The following is a 25,921-nucleotide window of genomic DNA, read 5'->3' on the forward strand; positions in this document are numbered from 1 at the left end:
CCGGGCGCCGACTCGATCGCGTCGATCGAGCTCGCCGAGGTCGCGCGGAACTTCTGCAACAAGCTGTGGAACGGCACCCGGTTCGCGCTCATGAGCGGCGCCACGGTGGAGGGCGACCTCCCCGCGGCTTTTCCCTTGTGCGCTCTCACTCGCCAGGCCTTGCCGCTGATGGTGGTTCCCGGCTTTCGGCTCAGGAGGGCGAAGGCGGAACGGTCGAACTCGCGGCCGAGGCTGCCCCATGTGGCAGCGCCCTTGTGGCGTTCGGCGATCTCGGCCACGATCTGGTGGGCGAGGCCGTCCGCGTCGCGGAAGCTCAGGCCCCCAGGCAGATTCAGCCGGAGCATGTACCGCTCGTTCTCCCACAGCTCCCCGAGGCTCTGCTCGCTTTAGGCGAGGTCGCCCTCGTAGAAGTCCCCGGGTGGGTCGGTCGTGTCCATCGCGGTCTCCCTTGCTCGGTGGACGTAGACTTTGAAGCGTGTGACATATACTATATCAGTAACTAAGGATTATCCAAGTTAGCTGAATCCAAACATATGATCGAGGTGTGCAGTCGATGTCGATTCCCAACGGACCCACGGCGCTCCGCCGCATCATCGGCGCGGAGCTCAAACGTCTCCGGCTGGCTGCGAGGAAGGCCCAGCATGAGGTAGCCGAACTCTCTGGCATCGCGCAGAACAGCCTGTCGCGCTACGAAAGCGGCGTCTCAGCGATGTCGAACCCGGTGGCGGAAAAGCTGCTCACGATCTACGGGGTCGACGAGGAGCAACAGGCGGAACTCCTCGATCTGGTGAAGCGATCCCGGAAGCGGCGCCCGAAAGGCGAGGCCAAGACGGCGGTCTGGGAACCCGTTGAGGACCTCATCGCATTGGAGCGCGACGCTTCAAAGATTCTGGAGGTCGCGATCCAGCCGATGCCAGGGCTCCTCCAGACCGAGGCGTATGCGCGCGCGATGCTAGGGCAGGGCAAGCTGGGGGCGGATGTCGTTGAGGACAATGTTCAAGCGCGCTTGGCTCGCGCGGCGGTCCTCGGAGGCGACAACCCGGTCGGCTATTGGGTAGTGATTCACGAAGCAGTACTTCGGTGCGCAGTCGGCGGCGCCGAGACGATGGCGGAGCAGTTGGCTCACATAGCTGAGCTCTCGAAGAGGCCGAACATCACGTTGCAGGTCTTGCCCGACAGCGCAGGCGCGCATTCGGCCAGCGCTGGTTCATTCATGCTGCTCCGATTTCCGATCGCACCCGAATACGGCGTCGTGTACATCGACTACTTCACCGGCGCCCTTTACCTCGATGAACCTGAGGAGGTCGCGCAGTATGATGACGCCTATCTGCACCTCATCAAGATGGCCTTGTCCGAGCAAGCCAGCTTGAGGTTCATCAAGAAGCTGTCGCAGGAGTTGTATTCATGACCGTCGTAGAGTTCGATGACCAGCACATCTGGCGCAAAACCGCGCGCTCGGCGAACCAGGGCGGCAACTGCGTCTGTGTCGCCGCCGATGGTGACCAGGCCGGCATCCGCGACTCCAAGGAAGGGCCGACCGGCCCCGCGATCTGGGTCGGCGCCGCCGACTGGGCCGCGCTCCGCGCCCACGCGACCCGCTAACGGCGTCGCTCACCTTCTTTAGCGCGCCAAGCGAAAGCCGCAGGGAGCCATCGGCTCCCCGCGGCTTTTCCGCGTCCTAGACGACCGTCAGCTCGATCGCCGCCAGCGCCGACTCATCGGCCACGGCGCGGATCTCGGCGATGCGGTCACCCTCGAACCGTACGGTGAAAAGCATGATGACCTTGCCGCGCGGGGCGAAGACGATCCCGGGTTCGCCGTCGATGAGCACCGGGCGGGCCAGCGCGGCCTGGCCGTTGAAGGCCTCGGCCACGGCGGTCGCGCCGGTCATGGCTGTCCTGGCGCTCAGGAGCCGGGCCGCGTCGTCGAGGCGCATCGTCACGTTCGGGTCCAGCAGCGACAGCAGCATCCCGAACTCGCCGTCCCGCGAGGCCTGGAGGAACGCGTCGACCGCCTGGAAGCGCCGCAGCCGATCACCGTCCACACTCGACTTTCCGTGCACCCGCCTGCGCGCTCGGCTCGCGAGGCGCTGCGTCGTCTCGGGGCTGCGCTCCACGATCGGGGCGATCTCCGCGAACGGCACCGCGAACATGTCGTGCAGCACGAACGCGAGCCGCTCGACGGGGGAGAGCGCGTCGAGGACCACGAGCATCGCCAGGCCCACCGCATCCGCGAGCTGCGCCTCCGCTTCCGGATCGACGCTGGGCCGCAGGCGCACCTGGGCCTCCTGGCCGTCGAGGGCGTCCTCGCGGCGGGCCTTGCGGGACCGCAGCATGTCCAGACACACCCGGCTCACCACGGTGGTGAGCCATCCGGCCGGGTTCTCGACCCCGGCGGTGTCCGCACGCGAGGCCTTGATCCAGGCCTCCTGGACGGCGTCCTCAGCCTCGCTCAGCGACCCCAGCATCCGGTAGGCGACCGCGCGGAGATGCGTCCGGTGGGCCTCGAAGGCCTCCGCCGTGAAAAATTCTTCAGCCATCCGTCTGGTTTCTCCATCGCGGTCCGTCAAGTAGGTGCAAGACCAATTCCGACACGGAGCGAGAAGGAAAGCAACCATGGGAGCCAACATGACGCAGCAGTCACAGACCTCAGTCCTCATCACCGGCGCCAACAAGGGCCTCGGCCTCGAAGCCGCCCGCCGCCTCGGCGCGCTGGGCTGGAAGGTCTTCCTCGGCTCGCGCGACGAGGCCCGCGGCCGCGACGCCGTCGCGAAGCTGCACGCCGACGGCGCGGACGCGGTCCTCGTCCCGCTCGACGTCACCTCGGACGAGTCGGTGGCCGCCGCTTTCGCGCTCGTCCGCGAGCACACCGCGACCCTCGACGTCCTCATCAACAACGCCGGCGCCCCGGGGCACTTCGTCGCCCCCGAACTCGCCACGGCCGACGAGCTCCACGGCGTCTACGACACCAACGTGTACGGCCCGGTCAGGGTCACGCACGCGTTCCTGCCGCTGCTCCAGGCCGCCGCGAACCCGCGCGTCATCATGGTGTCGAGCGGCGGCGGCTCGTTCGCCGTCATCACCGACCCGACCCAGCCCGTCGCGAGCATGCACGAACTCGCCTACAGCTCTTCGAAAGCCGCGCTGAACATGATCACCGTCCGGTACGCGCAGGCGCTCCCGGGCATCAAGTTCAACGTCGTCACCCCCGGCGAGGTCGCCAACCGCAAGTTCGCCGCCACCGACATGAACGGCCACCGCGGCCAACTCACCGTCACCGAGGGCACCGACCCGTTCATCGCCCTGGCCACCGCCGGGCCCGACGGCCCCACCGCGACCTTCACCGACCGCCTCGGCCCGGTCGCCTGGTTATCCGTGCAGAACGAAAGCCGCGGGGAGCATTCGCTCCCCGCGGCTTTTCCGTACGGCTGTCAGCTGACCTTGGCCGCTTCGAGCTCCCCCGTCTCGGAGAGCTCGCGGTCGATCTCCTCGAACAGCTCCTCGGCGGCGAACCAGGCCTTGGCGGCCTTGGATCGCAGCAGCAGGAGCGCCGCGGTGGGGAAGGACCCGCACACGACGAGCATCGCGGCGGCGCTGACGAAGAACGGGGCCTCGTCGGGGAACGTGGCGAAGTAGGCGCGGCCGAGGATCCAGAGGAACATCGCGCCCGGGACGATCGCGAGCGCCCACCAGGCGGCCTTGACCGCGTGGGCGCGGCGGCGGCCGAGGCGGGTGGCGATGAACGGCATCGAGACCGTGACGGCGACGCTGAGGAGGATCGTGACCAGCCGTTCGAGGTCGATGGACCCGATGACGTCGAGCATCGTGTCGTGGCTGGAGGAGGACCTCGTCGCGTCGAAGAGGAACCGCACGCCGATCGAGTAGAGCAGCACGATCGCGGCGAACTGGAGCCAGATGACCCCTTGCGCGGCGAGAACGGTCTTCGGCTTGGCAGAGGGCCCGTGGTGTCCGAGTCGCACTGCGCTCCCTTCTCGGCCGCGAACGCGCGCCGAAGGACTCCCCGGCGGGACTACGCAGTCCGCGCCGGACGGCTGAGCTGAAGGCACGGCTCGCGAGCTTCGCCGTGGCTGGGGGCGCCGCTTCCTGGGGAAAGCGACCTTTGAACGATAGCGAACCCCGTCCACCCGCGGGGACCCGGTGGGAGCCAGAACACGTTGCGTGCTCGCATCGGCGCGCCTTGACAGGCGTAATTCTGATAGCTACTGTCAAATGACAGTTACTTCCAGAATTGAGGCCCCATGGCTCCCGTCTCCGCCCGCCGCCGCTGGTGGGCCCTCCTCTCGCTCCTGTTCGGCCTGCTCGTCGTCGGACTCGACATCACGATCCTCAACGTCGCCCTGCCGACCCTCGCCGTCGACCTCGACGCCTCCAACGCCGAACTCCAGTGGATCGTCGACGCCTTCATCGTCGCGCTGGCCGCGCTGCTCCTGCCCGCGGGACTGCTGGGGGACCGGCTCGGCCGCAAGAAGGTCCTCCTCGCCGGCCTCGCGATCTTCGGCGCGGCCTGCGCCCTCGCCACCGCCGCCGACTCGGTGGGCGTGCTCATCGCCGCCCGCGCGCTCATGGGCGTCGGCGCGGCCGTGGTCATGCCCGTGTCGATCGCGGTAGTGCCCAGCATGTTCAGCGGTGCCGAGCGCACCCGCGCGGTCGCGCTCCTGACCGCGGGCATGGCCGTCGGACTCCCGCTCGGCCCGCTCCTGGGCGGCTGGCTGCTCGAGCACTACTGGTGGGGCTCGGTCTTCCTCATCAACCTGCCGCTCATCGTGATCGGCTTCTTCGCGATCGCGTTCCTGCTCCCCGAGTCCCACGATCGGAGCGCCCCGCGCCTCCAGCCGCTCGCGGCCCTCGCGTCGGTGCTCGGCCTGGGCGCGCTCGTCTACGGCGTCATTGAGGCGCCCGTGGAGGGCTGGCTCTCGCCGGCCACGCTGATCGGCGGCATCGGCGGGCTCGTCCTCATCGCGGCGTTCGTGGTCTCGCAGACCCGCTCGGCCGCGCCGATGGTCGACCTCGGGCTGTTCCGCGACCGGGCGTTCCTGTGGGGCTCGGCCATCGCCACGGCCTCCTCGATGCTCATGATGGGCGCGCTGTTCCTGGTGCCGCAGTACCTGCAGATCGTGCAGGGGCACAGCGCCTTCGGAACGGGGCTGCGGCTGCTCCCGATGATCGGCGGGCTCATGGTCGGCGGCCTCGGGGCCGAGCGGCTGGCCGCCCGGTTCGGCTACCGCTTCACGGTGATCGCCGGCCTGGTGCTCTCGGCGGCCGGATGCGCCGCCGCCACCGCGACCGGCCCGGACACCGGTTTCGGCTTCGTCGCGCTCTGGCTCGCGGTCCTCGGCGCGGGCTTCGGTATGTCCCTGGTCCCCGCGACGGACGCGGTCCTCGCCTCGCTCCCGCCCGACCGGGCGGCGATCGGCTCGGCCCTCATGCAGACCCTGCGCCAGACCGGCGGCGCGATCGGCGTGGCGGTCTTCGGGTCGATCGCGGCCAGTGTCTACCGTGCGGAACTCGACCTGCCGCCGCTCCCGGCCGAGGCCGAAAGTGCCGCCGAGGACTCCGTGGCCGGGGCCGCGGCGGTCGCCGAGACGCTCGGCTCGCCGGAGACCGCGCAGAGCGCGTTCGCGTCGTTCACGGACGGGATGGGCGCGGTGTTCCTGGTCTGCGCGGTCCTCGCCGTCGTCGTCGCGTGCGCGGCGGGCCCGAGGTTCCCGAAGCACCCGGGAGCGGAAGAGGCACAATCGCAGCATGAACCGTCCCGGGCTGCGTGAGCGCAAGAAGATCGAGACCCTGCACCGGTTGCAGGAGGAGGCCCTGCGGCTCTTCGACGAGCAGGGCTACGACGCGACGACGATCGAGCAGATCGCCGAGGCCGCGGGCGTCTCCCCCTCGACCTTCTACCGCTACTTCCCGGTGAAGGAGGACGTGGTCGTGCAGGACGAGTACGACCCGCTCATCGTCGACGTCTTCGAGAGCCAGCAGGAGGGGACCGCGCCGCTGGAGGCCCTGCGCGCGGTCCTCACCGCCCTGTTCAGGGAGTTCACGGACGAGGACATCGAGCGCGTGCGGCGCCGCGTGCGGATGATCTTCTCGGTCCCGGCCCTGCGCGCCCGCCAGGTCGGGCAGTCCGCGGCCACCGAGCGGCTCCTGGCGCAGATGGTCGCCCAGCGCACCGGCCGCTCCGCCGAAGAGCTGGAGGTCCGCCACTTCACCGCGCTCGTCGTCGCCTCCTGGACCGTGGCGATCAGCGCCTGGGCCGAGACCGACGGCACCAAGGACGACCTCGCCGCCAACCTCGACAAATGCCTCGCCCACCTCGAAGCGGGCGCCCCGCTCTAAGACCGATAGCATCCGCCGATGGAACGTGACCGCGAGAACTTCAGCGACCGGGAAGACGCGGAGGACATCATTGCCGCCCTCCGCAACCAGCGCGCTCGTGCCCAAGGCACGCAGCCGATCGAACATGAACGCGCGAAGCAGGTCCTTCGCGAGGCAGCGGCCAAGGCCGCAGCAAGCGCGCCGCTCAGAGCGGGTCGCGAGCGCACATCGGAGGAACTCGTCAGGCGCGCTCAGCGGCGGCCGCACCTCGACTATGCGGAGATGCGGGCCGAAGCGGATGCGTTCTTCGGGGAGGGCCGCCTCGGGGACGATGATCCCTGGGAGCGGGCCGGAACTGCCGGATTAGGCGTCGCGTTCGATCATGTAGTCGCAGATGTCGACCAGGGCCTTCTGGGCCGGGCCTTCGGGGAGGGACTTCGCGAGGCGGCGGGCCCGCTCCTGGTACTGCAAGAGCGTGGCGCGGGCCTGCTCCAGGGCCTTGGAGTTCCGCAGGAGTTCGAGGGCTTCGGGGAGGTCTTCCTCGGCGACCGGGCGCGCCACGAGTTCGCGCAGCCGGGCTTCCTTCGGGTCGTCGTCGGCGAGCGCGTAGATCACCGGGAGGGTCGGGACCCCTTCGAGGAGGTCGGTGCCCGGGGTCTTGCCCGAGGAGTCCGAGGCGATGTCGATGATGTCGTCCGCGATCTGGAACGCCACGCCGATGACCTCGCCGAACTCGGCGGCGGTCGCGATGGTCTCCTCCGAGGCGCCCGCGAACCAGGCGCCGAACTTCGCGCAGGTCGCGATGAGCGAGCCGGTCTTCTCGGACAGGATCTCGAGGTGCCATTCGACCGGGTCGATGCCCTCGGGCTGCGGCATGGTCTCGTTGATCTGGCCGCGCACGAGCCGCGCGAACGTCGCGGACTGCAGGCGCACGGCCTCGATGCCGAGGTCGGCCATCATCTGCGCGGCCTGGCTGAACAGGTAGTCGCCGGTGAGGATCGCGACCGAGTTGTCCCAGCGGGCGTTGGCGCTCGGGGCGCCGCGGCGCACGAGCGCCTCGTCCATGACGTCGTCGTGGTAGAGCGTCGCCAGGTGCGTGAGCTCGAGGGCGACGGCCGCGTCGAGGATGCCCGGCCGGGCCGGGTCGCCGAGGTGCGCGCACGCGAGGGTGAGCATGGGGCGGAAGCGCTTCCCGCCGGCGCGGATGAGGTGGGACCCGGACTGGCGCAGCAGCGGCTGGTCGGTGTCGACGGCTTTGAGCAGTCGTTCCTCGACGAGATCGAGCGAGGCTCGGATCTCTTCGGCGAAAGCCTCGTCGGAGAAGGTCAGCGCGGTCTGGGCGCGTCGGGTGGTCACCACAGCCACACCTTATCGCGTAACCGCCCTGGACTGATCGGCACGGGATCCGGTAGTCGCGCGCGCCGCAACGAGGAACGTCAATGCGCGCGGCGTTTGCCGACCATGCTGCCCGCCACGATGAACAGGGCCGACGCCGCCATGGCCGCGACCGCGGCCGACCAGCCCGCGCCCCAGCCGATGTGGTCGACGACGAGCCCGAAGCAGATCGGGCCCACGGCGCCTCCGAGGAAGATTCCCGTCTGCGTCACCGAGGTCGCCAGCGCCGGGGCGTCCGCGTACCGCTGGACCACGGCGTGGTTCATCAGCCCCGGCCAGGCCCAGCCGAGGCCGTACGCGGCGGCGGTGCCGATCGGCAGCAGCCACGGCAGCCCGAAGAGGTAGGTGGCGACGCCCGCGGCCCCGGCGGTGAGCATGAGGGCGATGATCTGGAACTCGCCGCCTTTGCGCACGTCGGCGAGGGCGCCGAAGCCGGTGCGGCCGATGACGCCCGCGATGCCGCCGACCATGAGGACCAGTCCCGCGTAGGTCTCGGAGCCGCCGGAGTCGACGGTGAAGGTGGTGATGAACGAGCCGATGGGGGTGGCGGCGAGCGCGCCGAGGAAGGTCGCGACGGCGAACAGCAGCAGCTGCAGGTCGAAGGAGCGGGCGCTCTTGTTCTTGGGCCGCACGGGGGGCCGTCCGAGTCCGGCGAGCGGGACGAGCGCGAGGAGTACGAGGCCTGCGCCGATGACGAACGCCCACCGCCAGCCGAGGGTGAGCGCGACGAGGGGGACGCTGAGTCCGCCGAGCATGGTGCACAGCGGCACCGAGGCCTGCTTGGCGCCGAAGAGGAGTCCGCGGCGGCCCTGCGGTGCCCATTCGCTGAGGACGGTGTTGGAGGCGAGCTGCCCGAGGCCGTTCGCGGGCGCGCAGAGCACCATGAAGACGGTGAGCACGATGGGGTCGTGGGCGAAGGCGGCGACGCCGAGGAGCCCGGCGGCGGACATCGCGATGGCGGAGCGGGCGGTCACGAGCGCGCCGAAGCGGTCGACGAGCCGCCCGGAGGGCATGGTGGTGGCCGCGGTGACGGTGAAGTAGATGCCGGTGATCCAGCCGATCGCGCTGAGGCCCATGCCGAGTTCGCCGGCGATCTGCACGGCGAGGCCGCCGAAGAGGAAGAGCGGGAGGACGGCGGCGACCTGGACGGTCATGGCGGCGGTGACGGTGGTGGCGGTCCGGGGCGGGGAGTCCCGGGGTCGGAGGCCCCGTTGGAAGCGGAGCCGGGAGCGTGTGGAGGTGGACACGACGGCAACCGTACTCCGCTTATCTGATAACCGGATCGGTGCGCACAACGCCCGATCGTGAAGGTGCGTCCCCCGTGAGCGTGATCCTTCGTGACGCTGTCTTGACTCCGGCACACAGCGTGTGCGACTGTTGCGTCTGTACGACAGCGCTGCCTAACGACAGTGGACTTCGGCCCCGCGGGCCGCCCGTCACCTGTGGTTTTCCGTCGGAACCGCCGTATCCGCTTCTCTCCCAGGAACATTGGGGCAAACGAAACGCGGCGGCCCTGGTGGGAGGGAGCCGCCGCGTTTCGGTTATTCGAATTGTTCCGCGGCGGCGACGAGGAAGTTTGGTGGGGACTCGACGCCGCCGCCGCGGTTTGTCCGCGACCGGCGTGAGCCGGACCGCGAACGGTGCTGACAGTTAGATACTGCCCTGTATGCGACTGTGACGCAACCGGCTGTTGTTTATATAGTTAGATATGGCCGGTCCGACCGGCGCCGCACCCGGCGCCGATAGTCGGACAACTGGTGCAAATTGGAGCGGCGGCATGGTGGAGCAGCGGCGACCAGGGGATGAACCGCAGAGCGGTGTCCCGAACTACTCGAGCGCGCCCCGGCAGCGGGCGGCCAGAAGCCGGCCCGCGCCCCCGGATCACAAGCCCGCCAAGGGCGCCTCGGCGGCGAGCGCCTTCCCGAGCGCGCAGAGCGAGCCGACCAAGATGATCCAGAGCGTCCAGCGGGCGCTGCGCATCATGGAGCTCGTGGGCCGCCACGCCGAGGGCGTCACCGCCCCGCGCATCGCCTTCGAGTGCGGCCTCAACCGGGCCACCGCCTACAACCTGCTGCGCACGCTGGTCTACGAGAACTACCTGCGCCGCCACGAGAACGGCCGCTACACGCTCGGCCTCGAGGTCTCCGACCGCTACTCCGAGCTCACCCGCGCGATCGCCGGCCCGAGCACCTGCGGCGAGTTCATGCGCCGCATGTCGACCGAGACCGGGTACTCGACCTTCATCGCCCGCTTCGTGGAGGGCCGCCCGGCCGTCACGGACGTGATCGAGGGCCACCGCAGCCCGCACGTGGAGGAGCTCATCGTCGGCTTCGACGACGGCGCGCACGCCACCGCGCTCGGCAAGGCTCTCCTCGCCACCCTCCAGCCGCACGACCGCGCCCGGTTCCTGAAGTCGGCCGGGATGCGCCCGTTCACGCGCCGCACTCTGATCGAGCCGGACGCCCTCGAATACGACCTCGCGGTCTACGGCGAGTCCGGGGTGTACGCCGAGATGGGCCAGTTCCGCGAAGGCGTCGGCTGCGCGGGTGTCGTGGTGCGCGAAGGGGTGACGCCCGGCGAGCGGATCGTCTTCGCCGTCGCGCTCCCGCTGGAGGAGATCCGGTCCTCTTGGCCGGAGCTCACGCAGCGCCTGCGCGACGCCGCCCTCGAACTCGAACCGCTGCTTTAGCGGGGCAACCCGGCCGCGCGGGGCACGCGTACTCAGGGAGCCGAAGTCGCTTCGGCTCCACCTGAGAGGAACGCGATGCAACGCAAGACCCGGGTCGTTGGCGCCTTCGTCGCCGCACTGGCCCTGGCGGCCGCCGCCGCCTGCTCCGACGACGCGAACGGCGGCGAGGACGGCGCGCCCGAGGGCGCGGGCGAGACGTTCGAGGCGCCGCGGCTCATCGACATGGTCAACGAGAGCAACCGGCTCCTGTTCGAACTGGAGTCCGCGGAGTCCCGGATCGTCAAGGGCTGCCTGGAAGAGGACGGTTTCACGGTCCACGACGAGCTCTTCTTCGTCTCCGGCGAGTTCGAGCCGGAGGACGAGCTGGTCAGGGCCGACGAATGGGGCAGCTGGCTGCCGTCGGTCGAGGAGGCCTCGCAGTACGGCTTCGGCTCGTGGCGGTTCGACCCGGAGGCCGATCCCGACGAGGTCGAGGCGTACATGGCGCACAAGGGCTTCGAGGTCGACAGCGAGGCGATGGGCGGGCCCGAGGGCGGCGGGACCGGCGGGACCGAGAGCGAGTTCGCCGCGCTCGACCCCCGGGAGCAGTTCGACTGGTACACCGCCTATCAGGGAGAGGCCGCCGCGCTGGACGAGTACGGCTACCTGATCGGCGAGGAGGGCACTGAGCCCGAGGCCAGCGAGGACGAGGTCTACACCGGCGACGAGTTCTCGTACATGCAGCCCGAACCGGGCGGCTGCCTGCGCGAGATGATCGACGCGCTCTACGACGACCTGCGGCTGGTCGAGGACCCCGAGGGCGGCAAGAGCCGCGGCGCGTACTGGTACTACCGCCCGGACAACCCCATGGACGACGGCGAGGCCCTGGAAGCCTCGCAGGTCTTGTTCCACGAGGGGATCGCCGCCGTCCAGAACGAGCTCGTCGACTGCCTCGCCGAGCACGACCGCCACGGCTGGGAGTTCGGCGAGGAGTCGTCCCTGCCGGTCACCGACTACTTCTTCGAGCTGTACGAAGGCGAGGGCTCCGTCGTGGGCGACCACCCGGACCTGCCCGACGACGCCCCCGACGACTACGAGGGCAAGAAGGCCTTCGAGATCGCGTTCGCCGTGGACCTCGCCGAATGCGGCGACGAGACCGGCTACCGCGAGACCGCCGAGGAAGCCTGGGTCGCCTCCCAGGAGTCGTTCTACGTCTCGATCGAGACCGCGACGTACGCCTGGCAGGAGGAGGTCAAGGCGATCCTGGCCGAGGCCCAGGAAGTGCTCGAAAGCTAAGCGGCGCAACAGAAAGCGGGCCGGACCCCCCTCGGGGTCCGGCCCGCTACTGCGTGCGCAGTGCCGCCTCTGGGAGGATCATCCTTCGTAGTGGTACCGGCATTGGGCTATGTGAACGGCGCCTTCTTCGACCTTGTAGATGAGTCGGTGCTCTTGAGTGATCCGGCGGGACCAGAGGCCGTGGAAGCCGTGTCGGAGCGGTTCGGGCTTGCCGATTCCCTCATTGCCGTTGCGTTGAATGTCCTTGATCAGCGTGTTGATACGTTTGACGATCTTGCGGTCCTGATCCTGCCAGTACAAGTAATCGTCCCAGGCCCCCGCAGCCCAAGTCACTTTCACTCGGCGAGGTCCCGCTCGGTCCCCTGGCCGCTCTCAAGGCTCTCGATGGCGGCGAGCAGGCGGCGGGCATTCGCCGGGCTCTTCATCAGGTAGGCAGTCTCAAGCAGTGATTTGTAGTCGTCGAGCGCGACGATCACCACTGGGGCGTGCCCACCGCCGGTCACGACCACCTCTTCGCGGTCATCGATGACAGAGGCGAGCGTTTCCGCATACTCGGCCTGCGCTTGGGAGAAGGAAATTGTCTTCATACTCACCCCCTCATCTTGTCTCGAAAGTGTACTTCCCGTGGGATTGACCCGCCTGCGTTTCTAGGATGGCTAGAGCACGGTCCAGGTGTCGCCGGAATGCAGGAGGCGGTCGAGGGCCTCGGTGCGGTCGACGCCCGCGGCGGCCTCGTCGACCTGGGTGCGCACCTGGGTGTCGTACGTGGGCCGCTTGACGTTGCGGAACACGCCGATCGGGGTGTGGTCCAGGGCGATGCCCGACAGGCGCGACAGCGCGAACGCGTACGCCGGGTCGTCGACGTCGGCCTTGTGCACGACCACGTCGGCCTCGTCGACTTCAGCGGCGTCCTTGACCTGGAGTCCGTAACCGGACTGCACGACGACCTTGTCGCCGAAGCGGATCGGCTCGCCGTCCTGGAGCCGGATGATCGACTCGTCGCGGGTCTCGGGGTTCTTCAGGACCTCGAACGCGCCGTCGTTGAAGATCGGGCAGTTCTGGTAGATCTCGACGAACGCGCTGCCCTCGTGCTCGGCCGCGGCCCGCAGGACTTCCTGCAGGTGCGCGCGGTCGGAGTCGAGGGTGCGGGCCACGAACGTGGCCTCGGAGCCCAGCGCCAGCGACAAGGGGTTGAACGGCGCGTCGACCGAGCCCATCGGGCTCGACTTGGTGAGCGTGCCCGGCCCGGAGGTGGGGGAGTACTGGCCCTTGGTGAGGCCGTAGATCCGGTTGTTGAACAGCAGGATCTTCAGGTTCACGTTGCGGCGCAGCGCGTGGATGAGGTGGTTGCCGCCGATCGACAGCGCGTCGCCGTCGCCGGTGACGACCCACACCGACAGGTCCGGGCGGGAGACCGCCAGGCCCGTGGCGATGGCCGGGGCGCGGCCGTGGATCGAGTGCAGGCCGTACGTGTTGAGGTAGTACGGGAACCGCGAGGAGCAGCCGATGCCGGAGATGAACGCGATCTTCTCGCGCTCGAGGCCCAGCTCGGGCAGGAAGGACTGGACGGCGGCCAGGATGGCGTAGTCGCCGCAGCCGGGGCACCAGCGCACCTCCTGGCTCGACTTGAAGTCCTTGGCCTTCAGCTTGGGGGCGTCGAGCTTGACGTCAGCCATTCTTGATGACCTCCTCGATGGCGTCCTGGAGTTCGTTGGAGGTGAACGGGAGGCCGCGCACCTTGTTGTAGCCGACCACGTTCGTGCCGGGGAAGTTGCCGCGCAGCAGGAGCGCGAGCTGCCCGAGGTTCATCTCGGGGACCACGACCCGGTCGTAGCGGGCGAGGACCTCGGCGGTGTTCTTCGGCATCGGGTTGAGGAACCGCAGGTGCGCGCGGGCGACGGAGACGCCCTTGTCGCGCAGGCCCCGCACAGCCGCGCCGATGGGGCCCCACGTGGAGCCCCACCCGAGGACGAGCACGTCGGCGTCGCCGGCCGGGTCGTCCACTTCCAGGTCCGGCACGTCGATCCGGGCGATCTTCGCCGCGCGGGTGCGCACCATGTGGTCGTGGTTCTCGGGGTCGTACGAGATGTCGCCGGTCTTGTCGGCCTTCTCGATGCCGCCGATGCGGTGCTGGAGGCCGGGCGTGCCCGGGACCGCCCACGGGCGGGCCAGGGTGTCGAAGTCGCGCAGGTACGGCAGGAACACCGGCTCGCCGGCCTTGTCCACGCCGTTCGTCTCGGTCGCGAACTCGACGGAGATGTCGGGGATGTCGGTGAGCTCGGGCAGGCGCCACGGCTCGGCGCCGTTGGCGATGTAGCCGTCCGAGAGGACCATGACCGGGGTCCGGTAGGTCAGCGCCATGCGCGCCGCGTGGAGCATGATGTCGAAGCAGTCCGAAGGGGACTGCGGGGCGAGGACCGCGATCGGGGCCTCGCCGTGGCGGCCGAACATGGCCATCATGAGGTCGGCCTGCTCGGTCTTGGTCGGCAGACCGGTCGAGGGACCGGCGCGCTGCACGTCGACGACCAGGAGCGGCAGCTCCAGCGAGACGGCGAGCGAGATGGTCTCCGACTTCAGCGCGATGCCCGGGCCCGAGGAGGTGGTGACGCCGAGCGCCCCGCCCCACGAAGCGCCCAGGGCCGCACCGACGGCGGCGATCTCGTCCTCGGCCTGCACGGTGGTCACGCCGAAGCGCTTGTGCTTGGAGAGCTCGTGCAGGATGTCGCTGGCCGGGGTGATCGGGTACGCGCCCAGGAACACCGGGAGGCCCGACGCGACGCCCGCGGCGGTGATGCCCCAGGCCAGGGCCTGGTTGCCGGTGATGTTCCGGTAGGTGCCCGACTTGAGCTTCGCCGGCGGGATCTCGAAGCGAACGGCGAACGCCTCGGTGGTGTCGCCGTAGTTCCAGCCGGCCCGCAGTGCGGCGATGTTCGCCTCGGCGATGGTCGGCTTGGCCTTGAACTTGCCGCGCAGGAACTCCTCGGTGGCCTCGGTCGGACGCGAGTACATCCACGAGACGAGGCCGAGCGCGAACATGTTCTTCGAGCGCTCGGCGTCCTTCTTCGAGACCTCGTGCTCGGCGAGCGCGCCGATCGTCAAGGTCGCGAGGGCGACGGCGTGCACCTGGTAGTCGTCGAGCGAGCCGTCTTCGAGCGGGTTCGCGTCGTAGCCGACCTTGGTGAGGTTGCGCTTGGTGAACTCGTCGGTGTTGACGACGATGGTGCCGCCCGGCTTGAGGTCGCTCAGGTTCGCCTTGAGCGCCGCGGGGTTCATCGCGATGAGCACCTCGGGCTGGTCGCCCGGGGTGAGGATGTCGGTGTCCGCGAAGTGGATCTGGAAGCTCGACACGCCGGGGAGTGTGCCTGCGGGAGCCCGGATCTCGGCGGGGTAGTTAGGGAGCGTCGACAGGTCGTTGCCGAGCTTGGCGGTCTCCGCAGTGAAGCGGTCACCAGTGAGCTGCATCCCGTCGCCGGAGTCCCCTGCGAAGCGGATGACGACCCGGTCGAGCTGCCGGACGGTATTCACCTAGTTCTCCTCATGCGGGTTCTGGGGCACGCAAGGACTGCGGCGTTCGGTGTTCGGGGAGCGGGGCTCCGCCGTGTCTGCTACTTGCGATGCTACGCGGGCGTCACCTCGCGATGCCAACCCTGCGACGCGGGCGCGATGTAGGCGACACCACTTTCGGCGATCCGGCTCACATGATGAGACGATGCGAGGTGCGCAGTGACCTGGACCTCTTGTTTCGGCTCTCCCGGAACACTGTTCAATGCGCCGAAGCGTCCCGGATTCTGGACGCGAGCCGCGCTCGCGGACACGCCGGAGTCGTGTTTCCGACGGTCCGGCCGAGCCCGGCCGGCCTCCTATCAGGACCCGCTGGAGGCCGTCGCGGCGGCGCTCTCGTCGGCGGTCGGCGTCTCGTTCGGCGGTGTGCTCGGCGAGCTCTCGGACGGCGTCGGCGTCGCGGGCGGGTCGTCGGCGACCGGGGCGAAGGCCTCGGTCTCGGCGTTCCACGCGTACTGGAACGAGCCGGTCTGGTCCGGGAAGCCCGGGTTCACGGCGTCGACGGTGACCACGCCGTCCTCGATCGCGGTGATCGCGACGGTGGCGGTGGGCGCCTTCGGCTCCCACACCCAGCCGAGCTGCTCGAGCGAGGTGCCGTTTTCGTTCCACGCGAACGCGGCCACGCCGGCGGTGGTCGACGCTTCAGCGCCTTCGGAGCGGCATTCGAGCACGGCCGCGACGTCGTCGACGCCGTCGCCGTTCACGTCGCCGAGCACCGGCCCGACGCCCGCTTCGGCGTCGAACGCGATCGCCCAGGGCGTCTCGTCGGTGAAGGTCCAGTCCTCAACGTTCAAGCCGAGGGAGACGTCGGCGCAGGGCTCGCCGTACGCGCCCGGGTCGGTGATGACCAGGGTGGTCTCGGCCGGGATCTCGATCTCCTCGGTCGGCTCCTCGCCGCCGGAGGAGTGCGGGCTCGCCGGGTCGCCGATGCTGAAGCTCGGCGTCTCGTCCGAAGTGGCGGCCTCGACCGAGGTGCTCTCGTTGCCCGAGGGCTCGGGGCCGAACGCGATCGGGCCGATCGTCTGGGCCACGGCGAAGCCGCCCGCGGTGACCGCAGTGCAGGCGCCGGCGATCGCGGCCAGGGACACGAGCCGGCGGCGGCGCTTCGCGGCCGGGGCGCGGCCGAGCAGTTCGTTGACCGGCGGCGCCGGGAACTGCGCGGCGGCGTCCGCCTTGAAGCTCGCGAAGGCCGCTGCGACCTTGTCGTCATCAGGTTCGAAGGTCATGAGCGGTCCTCCTTCACGGGAGCTCGGCGGGTCGTGGCGCGGGGCGTCCGCTGCGAGCCGGGGAGGGCGCGCTTGATGCGGATCGGCATGGTGTCCGGGTCGCCCTCGGGGGTCTTCGCGGCCTTGGCGGCCTTCGCGGGCCGCGGGTCGGCCGCGGTGTCGGTGAGCAGCGCGGCGAGTTCCTTGCGGCCGCGGTGCAGCCACGACTTCACGGTGCCCTCTTTCGCACCGGTCGCCGCGGCGATCGCGTTCACCGTCATGTCCGCCATGTAGTGCATGACGAGCGCCTGGCGGCGCTTGGCCGGGACCTGCTTCAGCGCGGCGACGAGCGCGACGTGGTCGGGGCTCGCGGCCGGGGCCATCTCCGGCGCGGAGGACTTCTGGAGGAACTTGCGGGCCACCTGGTTGCGGCGGTGGCGGCTCGTGGCGAGGTTCCACGCGACGCGGCGGACCCACGCGACCGGCTCCTCGTAACCGCCGACCTTGTCCCAGCGCTGCCATGCGCGCAGGAACGCCTCCTGGACGAGGTCCTGGGCTTCGGTGGCGTCGCCGAGGTAGGCGCAGACCTGGGCCGCGAGCTCCGAGAAATGCTTCTCGTAGAGGTCGGTGAACTCCGCCTCCGTTCGCACATCCGCTCCAGCGCAGGTAGGTGGGACAAGGGAATCTTCCGGGTCATCGCGTTCGTGCCCGGCGGCAACCATTGTCGCGTTCGGGAAGGGGGAGACGCGAGGCGGGGTCGTTATGTCGACAATCCTCTCAGCGGCTACCGGACCGTCCAAGCCGTCGAAGGCGCCGCCGAGGACCACGGGCCGGTCGAGCAGCATCGTGGCGGACTCGGCGTCGACTCGGAGCAGCGTCGGTGCGCCGGCGGCGGTCATGTGCGGTGATCCCATTCCTGTTGCCTGTGCGTTCGCGCCCCCATTAGCAGGGGTTCGCGGCGTTCGGGTGAATCCTCTTCGTACAACAACACGCAGGGGCGTGCCGGGCGGTTGCGCCCGGTGCGCCGAAGTTCCCCGGAATCGGCTCGAATCGCGCCCGATTCGCCCGCGCACGGGTATCGCCCGGCGCTGTGCGCCGCTATGGTGTCGTTATGCACACGACCCGGTTGAGCGATTACGCCGTATTCGGGGTGCTCCTGCTCGCCGGGTTCGCGTTCGTCGCCGCCGCGATGACCGCCAACCGGCTCCTCAGGCCGAGTGCGCCTTCCAAGGCGAAGGGCCAGACCTACGAGTGCGGGGTCGATCCCGTGGGCAAGGACTGGGCGCAGGTCCAGATCCGCTACTACGTCTACGCGTTCCTGTTCGTGCTCTTCGCGGTCGAAGCGGTGTTCCTCTTCCCGTGGGCCGCGGTGTTCCGGGCCTTCGGGCCTGCGGCGGCGGTCGAGATGGGCGTCTTCGTGGGCGTACTCGCGCTCGGCCTCGCCTACGCCTGGCGGAAAGAGGTCCTGCGATGGCGGTGAGACTCCCGTTCCCTTCGCGCCCAACGGAAACGAACATCCTCGGCGAGCCGATCCGCTACGTCCTGAACTGGGGCCGGCGCTATTCCCTGTGGGTCTTCAACTTCGGACTCGCCTGCTGCGCGATCGAATTCATCGCCGCCTCGATGAGCCGCCACGACTTCATGCGCCTCGGGGTGATCCCCTTCGCGCACTCGCCGCGCCAGGCGGACCTCATGGTCGTCTCCGGCACGGTCACGGACAAGATGGCACCGGCGATCAAGCGCCTCTACGAGCAGATGCCCGAGCCGAAGTACGTGATCTCCTTCGGCGCCTGCTCCAATTCCGGCGGGCCCTACTGGGACTCGTACTGCGTCACCAAAGGGGTCGACCAGATCATCCCCGTCGACGTCTACATCCCCGGCTGCCCGCCGCGCCCCGAGGCCCTGCTCTACGGCATCGGCCAACTCCAGAAGCAGATCGCCGCCGAGCCGCTGCGGCGCACGCCGAGCACGCGCCCGCTCCTGAGGAGGCCCGAGTGAACCCTATAGGATATATCCTATTTCCTATAGGATCTGGCCCGAGGGGGCGGTATGCCTGACTTCTGGGAGGACCGCGTCCGCACCGCGCTGGGTGCATTCAGGGACGGCACTGACGACCTGGGCTTCGACGGCCCGCGCGTCGTCGTGGACGTCGACCCCAAGGACTGGCACGAGGCCGTGCGCGCTTGCCGCGACGAGGTCGGCTGCGACTTCTTCGACTGGCTCTCCGCCGTCGACGAGGGCCCGGCCGCACCCGCGACCGAGGACGGTCCGCCCGGCCCGATCCGCTTCCGCATCATCGCCCACCTCTGGTCCGTGAGCGAGCGGCGCGGCGTGCTCCTGCGCGCCCTCCTCACCGAAGGCGCCGTCGGCTCCGTCGTCGACCTCTACCTCGGCGCGGACTGGCACGAGCGCGAGACCCACGAGATGTTCGGCGTCGACTTCCCCGGCCACCCCGACCTCCAGCCGCTCCTCCTCGCCCCCGAGTTCGAGGGCCACCCGCTCCGCAAGGACTTCATCCTCGCCTCCCGCGTCGTCAAACCCTGGCCGGGAGCCAAGGAGCCCGGCGAAGGGCACGGCACCGTCCGCAAGCGCGCCCCCAAGCGCCCGCCCGGCGTTCCGGAGGACTGGATCCAACCGGTCGACGGCCCGAACGGCGCGCCCGGCGCGACCACCACACCGGTTGACCCTTCCGGCTCCACCGCACCGGCCGACGTCCCCGACCCCGGGCCCGCAGACGCCCCGAAAGCCACCCCGGACCCCCGCCTGAGGCGTCCCGATGCTTCTTGAGATCGCGGTCAAGCTCGCCGCCGTGCTCGCCGCGTTCCTCGTGCTGCCCTTGGTAGTCGGCCAGACCGAGCACAAGCTCATGGCCCACATGCAGGGCCGCCTCGGCCCGATGCACGCCGGCGGCTTCCACGGCTGGGCCCAGCTCATCGCCGACGGCGTCAAGTTCGCCCAGAAGGAAGACCTCGTCCCCGACGACGCCGACAAGCCCGTCTTCAAGCTCGCGCCCGCCGTCGCGCTCCTGCCTTATCTCCTGGTCATCCTCTTCATCCCGCTCGGCCCCGGCGACCTCGTCGGATCGAGCCTCGACATGGGCCTGTTCATCGTCGTCGCCCTCGTCGGCGTCGGCGTCCTCGCGGTCCTCATGGCCGGCTGGTCCTCCGCGAACAAGTACACGCTCATCGGCGCCCTGCGCGGCGCCGCGCAGCTCATGGCCTACGAACTGCCGCTCGTGCTCGCCGCCGCCTCCGTCGCCATCGCGGCCGGGACCCTCAGCCTCCCCCAGATCGTGGAGGCCTGGAACCCCTGGTGGCTGCTGTGGCAGGCCCCCGCCGCGCTCGTGTTCTTCACCGCCGGGCTCGCCGAGATCCGCCGCCCGCCGTTCGACGCGCCCGTCGCCGACTCCGAACTCGTCTTCGGCTACCTCACCGAGTACGCCGGACTGCGCTTCGCGCTCCTGCTCCTCGCCGAGTACGTGGGCATCGTCGTCATCTCGGCCCTCACCGCCGTGCTCTTCCTGGGCGGCTGGAAGGGCCCCGGCCCCGAATCGCTGGGCTGGCTCTGGACGCTCCTGAAGACCGGCGCGCTGGCGGCAGTCGTCATCTGGCTCCGCGTGGCCTGGCCGCGCCTGCGCGTCGACCAGATCCAGGCCCTCTGCTGGAAGGCCCTGGTGCCGATCGCGCTGGCGCAGCTCGTCCTGACCACATCCGTCGCACTGGTCCTCTGAGTAACATACGTCCCTTTAGGAACTATTCAAACCGCCGCAACCGTTTGGCGAACTTCGCGCGTATTCCTGAGCATGGAACCAGGTCGAGACGCAACCGAGACCGAAGATCCCGGCCGCACGATCATCTTGCGGCCCTTCAGGAGACGGCCCAGAACCGAGGCCGGCCCCCCAGCGGACCGGCCGCCGGGCGCCAAGCCGAAGCACCGCCGCAAGAAGCGCAAGATCGCCGCGCTCGGCCTCGCGGCCCTCGTCCTCGGCACCACCGTCACCGTGACCGGCTCGGTCTTCTACGCCAATGTGGACCTGCCTGAGGACCTCGACGACGCCCTCAGCCAGGGCTCCACCGTCTACTACAGCGACGGCACGACCGTGATGGGCGAGCTAGCCGCCGAGCGGCGCGCCTCCGTCGACCTCGACGCGATCGCCGACGACGTGGAGCACGCCGTGGTCGCCGCCGAGGACGCCAACTTCTACGAGCACCCCGGCGTGGACGCCAAAGGGGTGCTCCGCGCGATCGTCAACAACGTCAAGGGCGGCGACAAGCAGGGCGCCTCCACCCTCACCCAGCAGTACGTGGGCCTGGTGGCCGACATCCGCGGCGACGGCTCCTACCTCCGCAAGGCCCGCGAGGCGGCCATGGCGATGAAGATGGAGGACGAGTTCACCAAGGACGAGATCCTCAACCACTACCTCAACATCGTCTACTTCGGGCGCGGCGCGTACGGGGTCGAGGCCGCCGCGCAGGCCTTCTTCGGCACCTCGGCCGCCGACCTCTCGACGTCCCAGTCCGCGCTCCTGGTCGCGCAGATCAAGTCCCCGGACGGCCCCTTCGACCCGCGCGACCCCTACGGCAAGGGCGGCGACATCGAGGCCGCGAACGAGCGCTGGGCGTACGTGCTCGACCAGATGGTCGTCACCGGCGACCTCGAGCAGGTCAAGCGCGACGCGATCGTGGACCTCCCCGAGACCCTCGACCCGACGGACGATCCCGAAGGGCTCGGCCCGGAAGGGTTCATCACCAACGGCTACGTGCTCCAGGAGCTCGCCGACGCCGGGATCGGCACCGACGAGGTGCTGCGCGGCGGGTTCGACATCGTCACCACCATCGACGCCGACCTCCAGGAGCTCGCCGTCGAGCAGACCGGCATCCGCGAGGTCGGGGCCGAGAACGAGCACATGGCCGCCGCGCTCAGCGCCGTCGAACCGGGCACCGGTCGCGTGCTCGCCTACTACGGCGGCGAGAACGGCGCCGGCCTGGACCTCGCCGCCGACGTCGGCCACCGGCCCGGCACCGCCTTCAACACCCTCGTCTACGCCGCCGCCGTCGACATGGGCGTGGACGTCTGGTCGGCCGACCTCGACGGCTCCTCGCCGCGGCAGTTCGCGACCTACCTCGACGCCGAGGGCGAACCGATGGACCTGGTGAACATCGGCGGCGCCCAGGACCACGAGGTCAGCCTCCTCGACGCGGTCACCCAGAAGCTCGACACGCCGGTGTACGAGGTCGCCGAGTCGATCGGCGGGGACGCCATCGCGCGGACCGCCGCCGCGCTCGGCATCGAGCAGATGTGGGACCCGCACGACCTCGACGAGCACGGGGTGGCCGCCGCGATCGACCCCGCGGCGGACACGGGATTCCAGCCGGACCTCGGCATCGGCGCCTACCCGGTCACGACCCTCGACATGGCCGTGGCGCACGCGGCGATCGTGAGCGACGGCGAGGTCGCCGAGCCCTACTTCGTGGAGGTCGTCAACGGCCCCGAAGGCTCGCTCTACGAGGTCGAGCCGACCGTCGTCCAGGCCGACCCGGTGCCGGCCTCCGAGGCCCAGCTCCCGCTGTTCCTGAACGGCGCCGAGCTCGGCGACTACGAGGTCGGCGTGAACGCCTCCGCCACCTGGCACACCGGCTTCGCCCCGGGCCTGGTGCTCGCGGTCTGGGCCGGGGACGAGACGAAGGAGGGCGACGGCAGCTCGCACGAGGGCACGATCGCCGAGCGCATCTGGTGGCAGGTGATGGACGGCCGCTCGGACGAGTACCGCGGGGGCACCGAACGCGACCTGTTCGGCCCCGCCCAGGAGGAGGAGGAGGCCAAGCGTGAGGCTGAGGCGGACCCGCCGGTCCTCGATGAGGAGCCCGGAGCCGGGGCGACAGCCGAAGAGGGCGAGGGCTTGACGGAAGACGGGACGGACGCCGAGGAGGCCGCCCCGACGACCGACGGCGCCTCGGACGAGCGATCCGCGGCCCCGAGCGAGGAGGCCACCGAGTCCTGGTGGTTCGGGGACGGCGACGAGTAGGGGACCCGCGAAGACACCGCTGCCCGGTCGCGAATGCGACCGGGCAGCGGTGGAAGTATCGGCTGTGTGCCGCTCAGGCGGCCTTGGCGGCGCTCTTGGAGTCCGACTTGGCGGCCGGGGCGGCCTTGGTCTCGGACTTCTTCTCCGACTTGCCCTCGCCCGGCTTCGACCCGTTCTTGGAGCCGTTCGAGCTCAGGGAGCTGGAGTCGGTCGACCTGGAGTCGGTGCGGTAGAAACCGCTGCCCTTGAAGGTGACGCCGACGTTCCCGAAGACCTTGCGCAGTGCGCCCTTGGCCTCGCAGTTCGGGCAGTCGCTGAGGCGCGCTTCGGAGAACGACTGGTGTTTGTCGAACTCGAAACCGCACTCCTTGCAGCGGTATTCGTAGACAGGCACGTCCTAGACCTCCAGCACTCAACACAGATCTCGATCGACATTAGCAGTCAACGCCGAAGAGTGCTAATCCCATCCCGGGTCGCCGGACAGGTCACAGGACCGTTCGCGAGCGTGCCGGCGGTGGACCGGACCGGCCGGGACCCGGGGTGTGGCCTATCTCAAGGAGGTGAACCCCCGGGCCGGGGTGATCACGCCCGTCACCGGCCGGTCGTGGGGCTCGGCCGGGACCATGAAGCCGAACTCGCCGTCGCGCAGGAGCGCCACCACCGGCACGTCCGGACCGACCCGGGCGAGCGCCCGATCGTACGAACCGCCGCCCCGACCGAGCCGCATCCCATCATCCGAGACGGCGAGGCCGGGAACTATGACGGCCGCGGCCTGCTGGATCGCCTCCGGTCCGAGCACCGCTCCGCCCGGGTTCGGGCCGTCCCCGTCCTTCGAGTTCTGGTCCGGATCCTCTTGCCCCCCAGGGCCTCCGGCCTCGCGCCAGGCGAGGTCCTTGTCGGGCAGGAGCACCGGTTCGAGGACCTTGTAGACCACCGCGAGGCGTTCGGGCAGTTCGGGTTCGAGCGCCGCGCCCGGTTCCGAGCCGAACGGCCGGTAGGCGGCCACGACGGCGCCTTCGTCCACGACCTCGATCAGGAAGTCCCGCAAGGCCTTCCATGTCGCCAGATCGGCGTATCCGCGCTGCTCTCCGGGCAGTGCGTTGCGGGCCTCGAGCAGCTGCCGGCGCGCTGCGGTCTTCGCCTCTTGCATGCCGTTTCCTTCCTTCAGTGGTCGTTAGCTGGGAGGATTCCCCCGAACGGAGACCTCCACTCACCCTTTCGGTTAGTCCCGTTTACAAAGCCTTGCCGCGTCGTGTTGAACCCGTAGCTCTAGGTAGTCTTCTAAGTAGTGAACTTGAGGGGGATTCGGTGTCGCTGCGCTCACGGCTCACCACGGCGTTCCTCGTCGTCGTGCTCGGGCCGGTCCTGGTGGGGGCCGTCTTCGTCGCTGCCGTCATGTCCCATCTGGCGGACTCCCGCGGGGAGGCCCTGGCCAACTCGGCGGTGACGATGGTCGACTCGACCCTCGGCACCATCTGCGAGCGCATCCAGGCTTCGGCGGCGGCGGTGGCATTGAACTACCGTAACGGCGATCAGGAGAACGCGGTCGAAATGGCGCAACTCCTCGTCGACCGGGCGGTGGTCGACGGCGTGGTCTTCTCGAGCCTCGCGTCCGTCAGCACCAGCCCGGGCACCGACATCGGCGCCGAGGCCCCCGACGGCTCCTGGGTCGACTGCGGCGAGACCGCGGTCTACGCCGGGGCGGGCCCGATCGTGGCGCTCGGCGCGCAGGCCGAGGTCCAGAACGCCGACGGCTCCACGTCGGTGTTCACCGCCTTCCGCGAGGTCGACCAGACGTTCCTGGCCCGCCTCGCCCGCGTCGCGGACGCCGACCTCATCCTCCAGGACTCCCGCGCCGTCCCGCTCCAGGTCGGCAGCGCCGACGCCGGGCGCTGGGACTTCACGGACTCGTTCCTGCCCTTGAGCATCGGCACGGTCGCCACGGACGTCACCCCGATGTACTGGACGCTCGCCGCGATGGTCACCGCCTCGGCGTTCTGCGCGGTCGGCCTCGCCGCCTGGCTCGCCCGCTCGACCACGCGGCCGCTCGCGGAGCTCTCGGCCGCCGCCGAGCGCGTGGCCCAGGGCGACCTCAACGTGCGCGTCCCGGTGCACGGGCGCGACGAGGTCGCGCAGCTCGCGTTCGCGTTCAACCGCATGACCGCCCAGACCCAGTCGTACGTCAACGCCCTCACGGCCTCCCGCGACCAGATGCGCGGCCAGCTCGGCCGCCTCGGCCAGACCCTCACCGCGACCCTCGACCTCGACCGCATCCTGGAGGTCATCCTCGACACGGCGATGGTGACGGCCGGGGCCGAGGCCGGGGTCATCATGCTCGTCGACGTGGACGACGCCGACCAGCTCCGCGAGCGCGCCGGCGAGGGCGACCTCGGCATCACCGAGCCCGCGAGCATCCGCATCGGCGAGGGGATCATCGGCGCGATCGCCGCGGGCGGCGTCCCCGCCCACGGCCGCATCGTCGACGGCCGCTTCGAAGGCCACGCCCGCGCCGACACCGAACCGGACGCCCACACGATCGTCGCGGTGCCGTTCAGCGGGCGTCAGCCCGTTGACCATGAGTGGAGTAGCGGACGCCAGCCCGTCGACCATGACAGCGGCCGCCTGCCGCCGGAGCAGGAGCGCGGCCGGGGCGTCCAGCCCTCCGACCAGTCGCGGAGCGTCCGGCGGGCCGAGTACGACCGGTCCCGTGCCGGCGAAGGCGAGTACGGCGGCGCGCCGCGCACCGACGCGGGCGTCCTCGGCGTGCTCGTCCTCTACAACCGGATCGGCGGGGACGAGTTCGAATCGGGCGACGTCGACACGCTGCGGACCTTCGCCGGGCAGGCCTCGGTCGCGGTCGAGAACGTCCTCCTGCACCGCCACGCCGAGCGGCTGAGCCTCACCGATCCCCTCACGGGCCTGTGGAACTACCGGTTCATGCAGACCTCGCTGCGCCGCGAGGCCGAGCGGTCCCGCCGCTACCAGCGGCCCTCCGCGCTCCTCGCGATCGACCTCGACCGCTTCAAGGACGTCAACGACACCTACGGCCACCCGGTCGGCGACCAGGTCCTCATCGAGCTCGCGCGCCGCATCACCGGCCAGATCCGCGAAGTCGACCTCGCGTTCCGCCACGGCGGCGAGGAGTTCATGGTCCTGCTGCCGGAGACCGACGCGGTCGGCGCCTCGGCGGTCGCCGAGCGGCTCGGCAAAGCGGTCAACGCCCGCAAGTTCAAGGTCAACGACGCCTCGGGCGGGCGCGAACTCGGCATCACCGTCTCCATCGGCATCGCCGTCCTCGGGGAGCACGCCGACACGGCCACCGGCGTGCTCGCGGCCGCCGACGAGGCGCTCTACGCCGCCAAGGCGGGCGGGCGCGACACCTGGCGGGTCGCGGCGGCCTGAGCGCCGCCCACCTGGGCGCCGGCACGGCGGGCCGCGA

General features: G+C 69.9%; 25 protein-coding genes and 1 pseudogene. 13 read left to right on the top strand and 13 right to left on the bottom strand.

From position 1 onward, the window contains the following. Positions 1-344: hypothetical protein (locus O2L52_RS23995; RefSeq protein ID WP_270118737.1), on the bottom strand; the 344-nt coding region annotated here is incomplete at its 3' end. A gap of 209 nt (positions 345-553) precedes the next feature. On the opposite strand from O2L52_RS23995, the gene O2L52_RS24000 reads away from it, so the two are divergent. Together O2L52_RS24000 and O2L52_RS24005 are read left to right on the top strand one after the other, a co-directional pair. After that, complete coding sequence (locus O2L52_RS24000; RefSeq protein ID WP_270118738.1) at positions 554-1,408, top strand: helix-turn-helix domain-containing protein; 855 nt, start codon at positions 554-556, stop codon at positions 1,406-1,408. Further along, positions 1,405-1,602, top strand: coding sequence for a DUF397 domain-containing protein (locus O2L52_RS24005; protein WP_270118739.1), 198 nt, complete (start codon positions 1,405-1,407; stop codon positions 1,600-1,602). The genes O2L52_RS24000 and O2L52_RS24005 overlap by 4 nt, the downstream gene beginning before the upstream one ends. Positions 1,603-1,678: 76 nt before the next feature. Here O2L52_RS24005 and O2L52_RS24010 read toward each other — a convergent pair whose 3' ends face one another. Further along, entirely contained in the window at positions 1,679-2,539 is an 861-nt protein-coding gene (locus tag O2L52_RS24010; RefSeq protein WP_270118740.1) for a sigma-70 family RNA polymerase sigma factor, read from the bottom strand. A gap of 88 nt (positions 2,540-2,627) precedes the next feature. On the opposite strand from O2L52_RS24010, the pseudogene O2L52_RS24015 reads away from it, so the two are divergent. Continuing rightward, a pseudogene (locus tag O2L52_RS24015) lies at positions 2,628-3,368 on the top strand (SDR family NAD(P)-dependent oxidoreductase); the annotation flags it as partial. A 62-nt stretch (positions 3,369-3,430) separates the two neighbouring features. On the opposite strand, the gene O2L52_RS25530 reads toward O2L52_RS24015, so the two are convergent. Next, the gene (locus tag O2L52_RS25530) at positions 3,431-3,979 is read right to left on the bottom strand and encodes a hypothetical protein (protein ID WP_344473423.1); all 549 of its coding nucleotides are present in this window, start codon (positions 3,977-3,979) and stop codon (positions 3,431-3,433) included. 279 nt (positions 3,980-4,258) lie between these two features. Between O2L52_RS25530 and O2L52_RS24020 the strand changes: the two genes are divergently transcribed. Both O2L52_RS24020 and O2L52_RS24025 read left to right on the top strand, forming a co-directional pair. Beyond that, complete coding sequence (locus tag O2L52_RS24020; RefSeq protein ID WP_270118742.1) at positions 4,259-5,785, top strand: DHA2 family efflux MFS transporter permease subunit; 1,527 nt, start codon at positions 4,259-4,261, stop codon at positions 5,783-5,785. Continuing rightward, positions 5,763-6,353, top strand: a complete 591-nt coding sequence (locus O2L52_RS24025; RefSeq protein WP_270118743.1) for a TetR/AcrR family transcriptional regulator — start codon at positions 5,763-5,765, stop codon at positions 6,351-6,353. The genes O2L52_RS24020 and O2L52_RS24025 overlap by 23 nt, the downstream gene beginning before the upstream one ends. 342 nt (positions 6,354-6,695) lie before the next feature. Here O2L52_RS24025 and O2L52_RS24030 read toward each other — a convergent pair whose 3' ends face one another. Together O2L52_RS24030 and O2L52_RS24035 are read right to left on the bottom strand one after the other, a co-directional pair. Beyond that, positions 6,696-7,691, bottom strand: a complete 996-nt coding sequence (locus O2L52_RS24030; RefSeq protein ID WP_344473426.1) for a polyprenyl synthetase family protein — start codon at positions 7,689-7,691, stop codon at positions 6,696-6,698. Positions 7,692-7,768: 77 nt separating this feature from the next. Beyond that, positions 7,769-8,974 (bottom strand): MFS transporter, encoded by a 1,206-nt coding sequence (locus tag O2L52_RS24035; RefSeq protein ID WP_270118746.1) that lies wholly within the window; start codon positions 8,972-8,974, stop codon positions 7,769-7,771. Positions 8,975-9,504: 530 nt separating this feature from the next. Here O2L52_RS24035 and O2L52_RS24040 point away from each other — a divergent pair. Both O2L52_RS24040 and O2L52_RS24045 read left to right on the top strand, forming a co-directional pair. Then, a complete protein-coding gene (locus O2L52_RS24040) occupies positions 9,505-10,416 on the top strand; it encodes an IclR family transcriptional regulator (RefSeq protein ID WP_270118747.1) in 912 nt (303 codons plus the stop codon). A gap of 75 nt (positions 10,417-10,491) precedes the next feature. Beyond that, positions 10,492-11,691, top strand: coding sequence for a hypothetical protein (locus O2L52_RS24045; RefSeq protein WP_270118748.1), 1,200 nt, complete (start codon positions 10,492-10,494; stop codon positions 11,689-11,691). Between the two features lie 78 nt (positions 11,692-11,769). Here the strand turns inward: O2L52_RS24045 and O2L52_RS24050 are convergent, their stop codons facing one another. The 6 genes from O2L52_RS24050 to O2L52_RS24075 form a co-directional block, all read right to left on the bottom strand. Continuing rightward, the gene (locus O2L52_RS24050) at positions 11,770-12,030 is read right to left on the bottom strand and encodes a Txe/YoeB family addiction module toxin (RefSeq protein ID WP_270118750.1); all 261 of its coding nucleotides are present in this window, start codon (positions 12,028-12,030) and stop codon (positions 11,770-11,772) included. Beyond that, positions 12,027-12,278, bottom strand: a complete 252-nt coding sequence (locus tag O2L52_RS24055; RefSeq protein ID WP_270118752.1) for a type II toxin-antitoxin system Phd/YefM family antitoxin — start codon at positions 12,276-12,278, stop codon at positions 12,027-12,029. Before O2L52_RS24055 ends, O2L52_RS24050 begins: the two co-directional genes overlap by 4 nt. A gap of 69 nt (positions 12,279-12,347) precedes the next feature. Beyond that, positions 12,348-13,367: a 2-oxoacid:ferredoxin oxidoreductase subunit beta gene (locus O2L52_RS24060; RefSeq protein ID WP_270118753.1), complete on the bottom strand. Its 1,020-nt coding sequence runs from the start codon at positions 13,365-13,367 to the stop codon at positions 12,348-12,350. Next, positions 13,360-15,153: a 2-oxoacid:acceptor oxidoreductase subunit alpha gene (locus O2L52_RS24065; RefSeq protein ID WP_373897033.1), complete on the bottom strand. Its 1,794-nt coding sequence runs from the start codon at positions 15,151-15,153 to the stop codon at positions 13,360-13,362. The genes O2L52_RS24060 and O2L52_RS24065 overlap by 8 nt, the downstream gene beginning before the upstream one ends. Positions 15,154-15,554: 401 nt before the next feature. Next, positions 15,555-16,478: a hypothetical protein gene (locus tag O2L52_RS24070; protein ID WP_270118756.1), complete on the bottom strand. Its 924-nt coding sequence runs from the start codon at positions 16,476-16,478 to the stop codon at positions 15,555-15,557. Continuing rightward, positions 16,475-17,107 carry an RNA polymerase sigma factor gene (locus O2L52_RS24075; protein WP_270118757.1) on the bottom strand — a complete coding sequence of 211 codons (633 nt, stop codon included), beginning with the start codon at positions 17,105-17,107 and terminating at the stop codon, positions 16,475-16,477. The genes O2L52_RS24070 and O2L52_RS24075 overlap by 4 nt, the downstream gene beginning before the upstream one ends. 461 nt (positions 17,108-17,568) lie before the next feature. Here O2L52_RS24075 and O2L52_RS24080 point away from each other — a divergent pair, with 461 nt between their 5' ends. The 5 genes from O2L52_RS24080 to O2L52_RS24100 all read left to right on the top strand — a co-directional run bounded on the left by O2L52_RS24080 (position 17,569) and on the right by O2L52_RS24100 (position 22,482). After that, a complete protein-coding gene (locus O2L52_RS24080; protein WP_270118758.1) occupies positions 17,569-17,937 on the top strand; it encodes an NADH-quinone oxidoreductase subunit A in 369 nt (122 codons plus the stop codon). Continuing rightward, on the top strand, positions 17,928-18,455 hold the full coding sequence (locus tag O2L52_RS24085; RefSeq protein ID WP_270118759.1) for an NADH-quinone oxidoreductase subunit B: 528 nt from the start codon (positions 17,928-17,930) through the stop codon (positions 18,453-18,455). The genes O2L52_RS24080 and O2L52_RS24085 overlap by 10 nt, the downstream gene beginning before the upstream one ends. A gap of 51 nt (positions 18,456-18,506) precedes the next feature. Continuing rightward, complete coding sequence (locus O2L52_RS24090; RefSeq protein ID WP_270118760.1) at positions 18,507-19,244, top strand: NADH-quinone oxidoreductase subunit C; 738 nt, start codon at positions 18,507-18,509, stop codon at positions 19,242-19,244. Continuing rightward, positions 19,234-20,187, top strand: a complete 954-nt coding sequence (locus O2L52_RS24095; RefSeq protein WP_270118762.1) for a complex I subunit 1/NuoH family protein — start codon at positions 19,234-19,236, stop codon at positions 20,185-20,187. The genes O2L52_RS24090 and O2L52_RS24095 overlap by 11 nt, the downstream gene beginning before the upstream one ends. 72 nt (positions 20,188-20,259) lie before the next feature. Further along, positions 20,260-22,482, top strand: a complete 2,223-nt coding sequence (locus O2L52_RS24100; RefSeq protein ID WP_270118763.1) for a transglycosylase domain-containing protein — start codon at positions 20,260-20,262, stop codon at positions 22,480-22,482. Positions 22,483-22,555: 73 nt separating this feature from the next. On the opposite strand, the gene O2L52_RS24105 is transcribed toward O2L52_RS24100, so the two are convergent. Continuing rightward, positions 22,556-22,876 carry an FmdB family zinc ribbon protein gene (locus tag O2L52_RS24105; RefSeq protein WP_270118765.1) on the bottom strand — a complete coding sequence of 107 codons (321 nt, stop codon included), beginning with the start codon at positions 22,874-22,876 and terminating at the stop codon, positions 22,556-22,558. Between the two features lie 153 nt (positions 22,877-23,029). Next, on the bottom strand, positions 23,030-23,632 hold the full coding sequence (locus O2L52_RS24110; RefSeq protein ID WP_270118766.1) for a 5-formyltetrahydrofolate cyclo-ligase: 603 nt from the start codon (positions 23,630-23,632) through the stop codon (positions 23,030-23,032). A 158-nt stretch (positions 23,633-23,790) separates the two neighbouring features. Here O2L52_RS24110 and O2L52_RS24115 point away from each other — a divergent pair, with 158 nt between their 5' ends. Beyond that, positions 23,791-25,884, top strand: a complete 2,094-nt coding sequence (locus O2L52_RS24115; RefSeq protein ID WP_270118767.1) for a diguanylate cyclase — start codon at positions 23,791-23,793, stop codon at positions 25,882-25,884. Positions 25,885-25,921 lie beyond the last annotated feature (37 nt).

The sequence above is a fragment of the Glycomyces algeriensis genome, from assembly GCF_027622855.1.
Lineage (GTDB): Bacteria > Actinomycetota > Actinomycetes > Mycobacteriales > Micromonosporaceae > Glycomyces > Glycomyces algeriensis.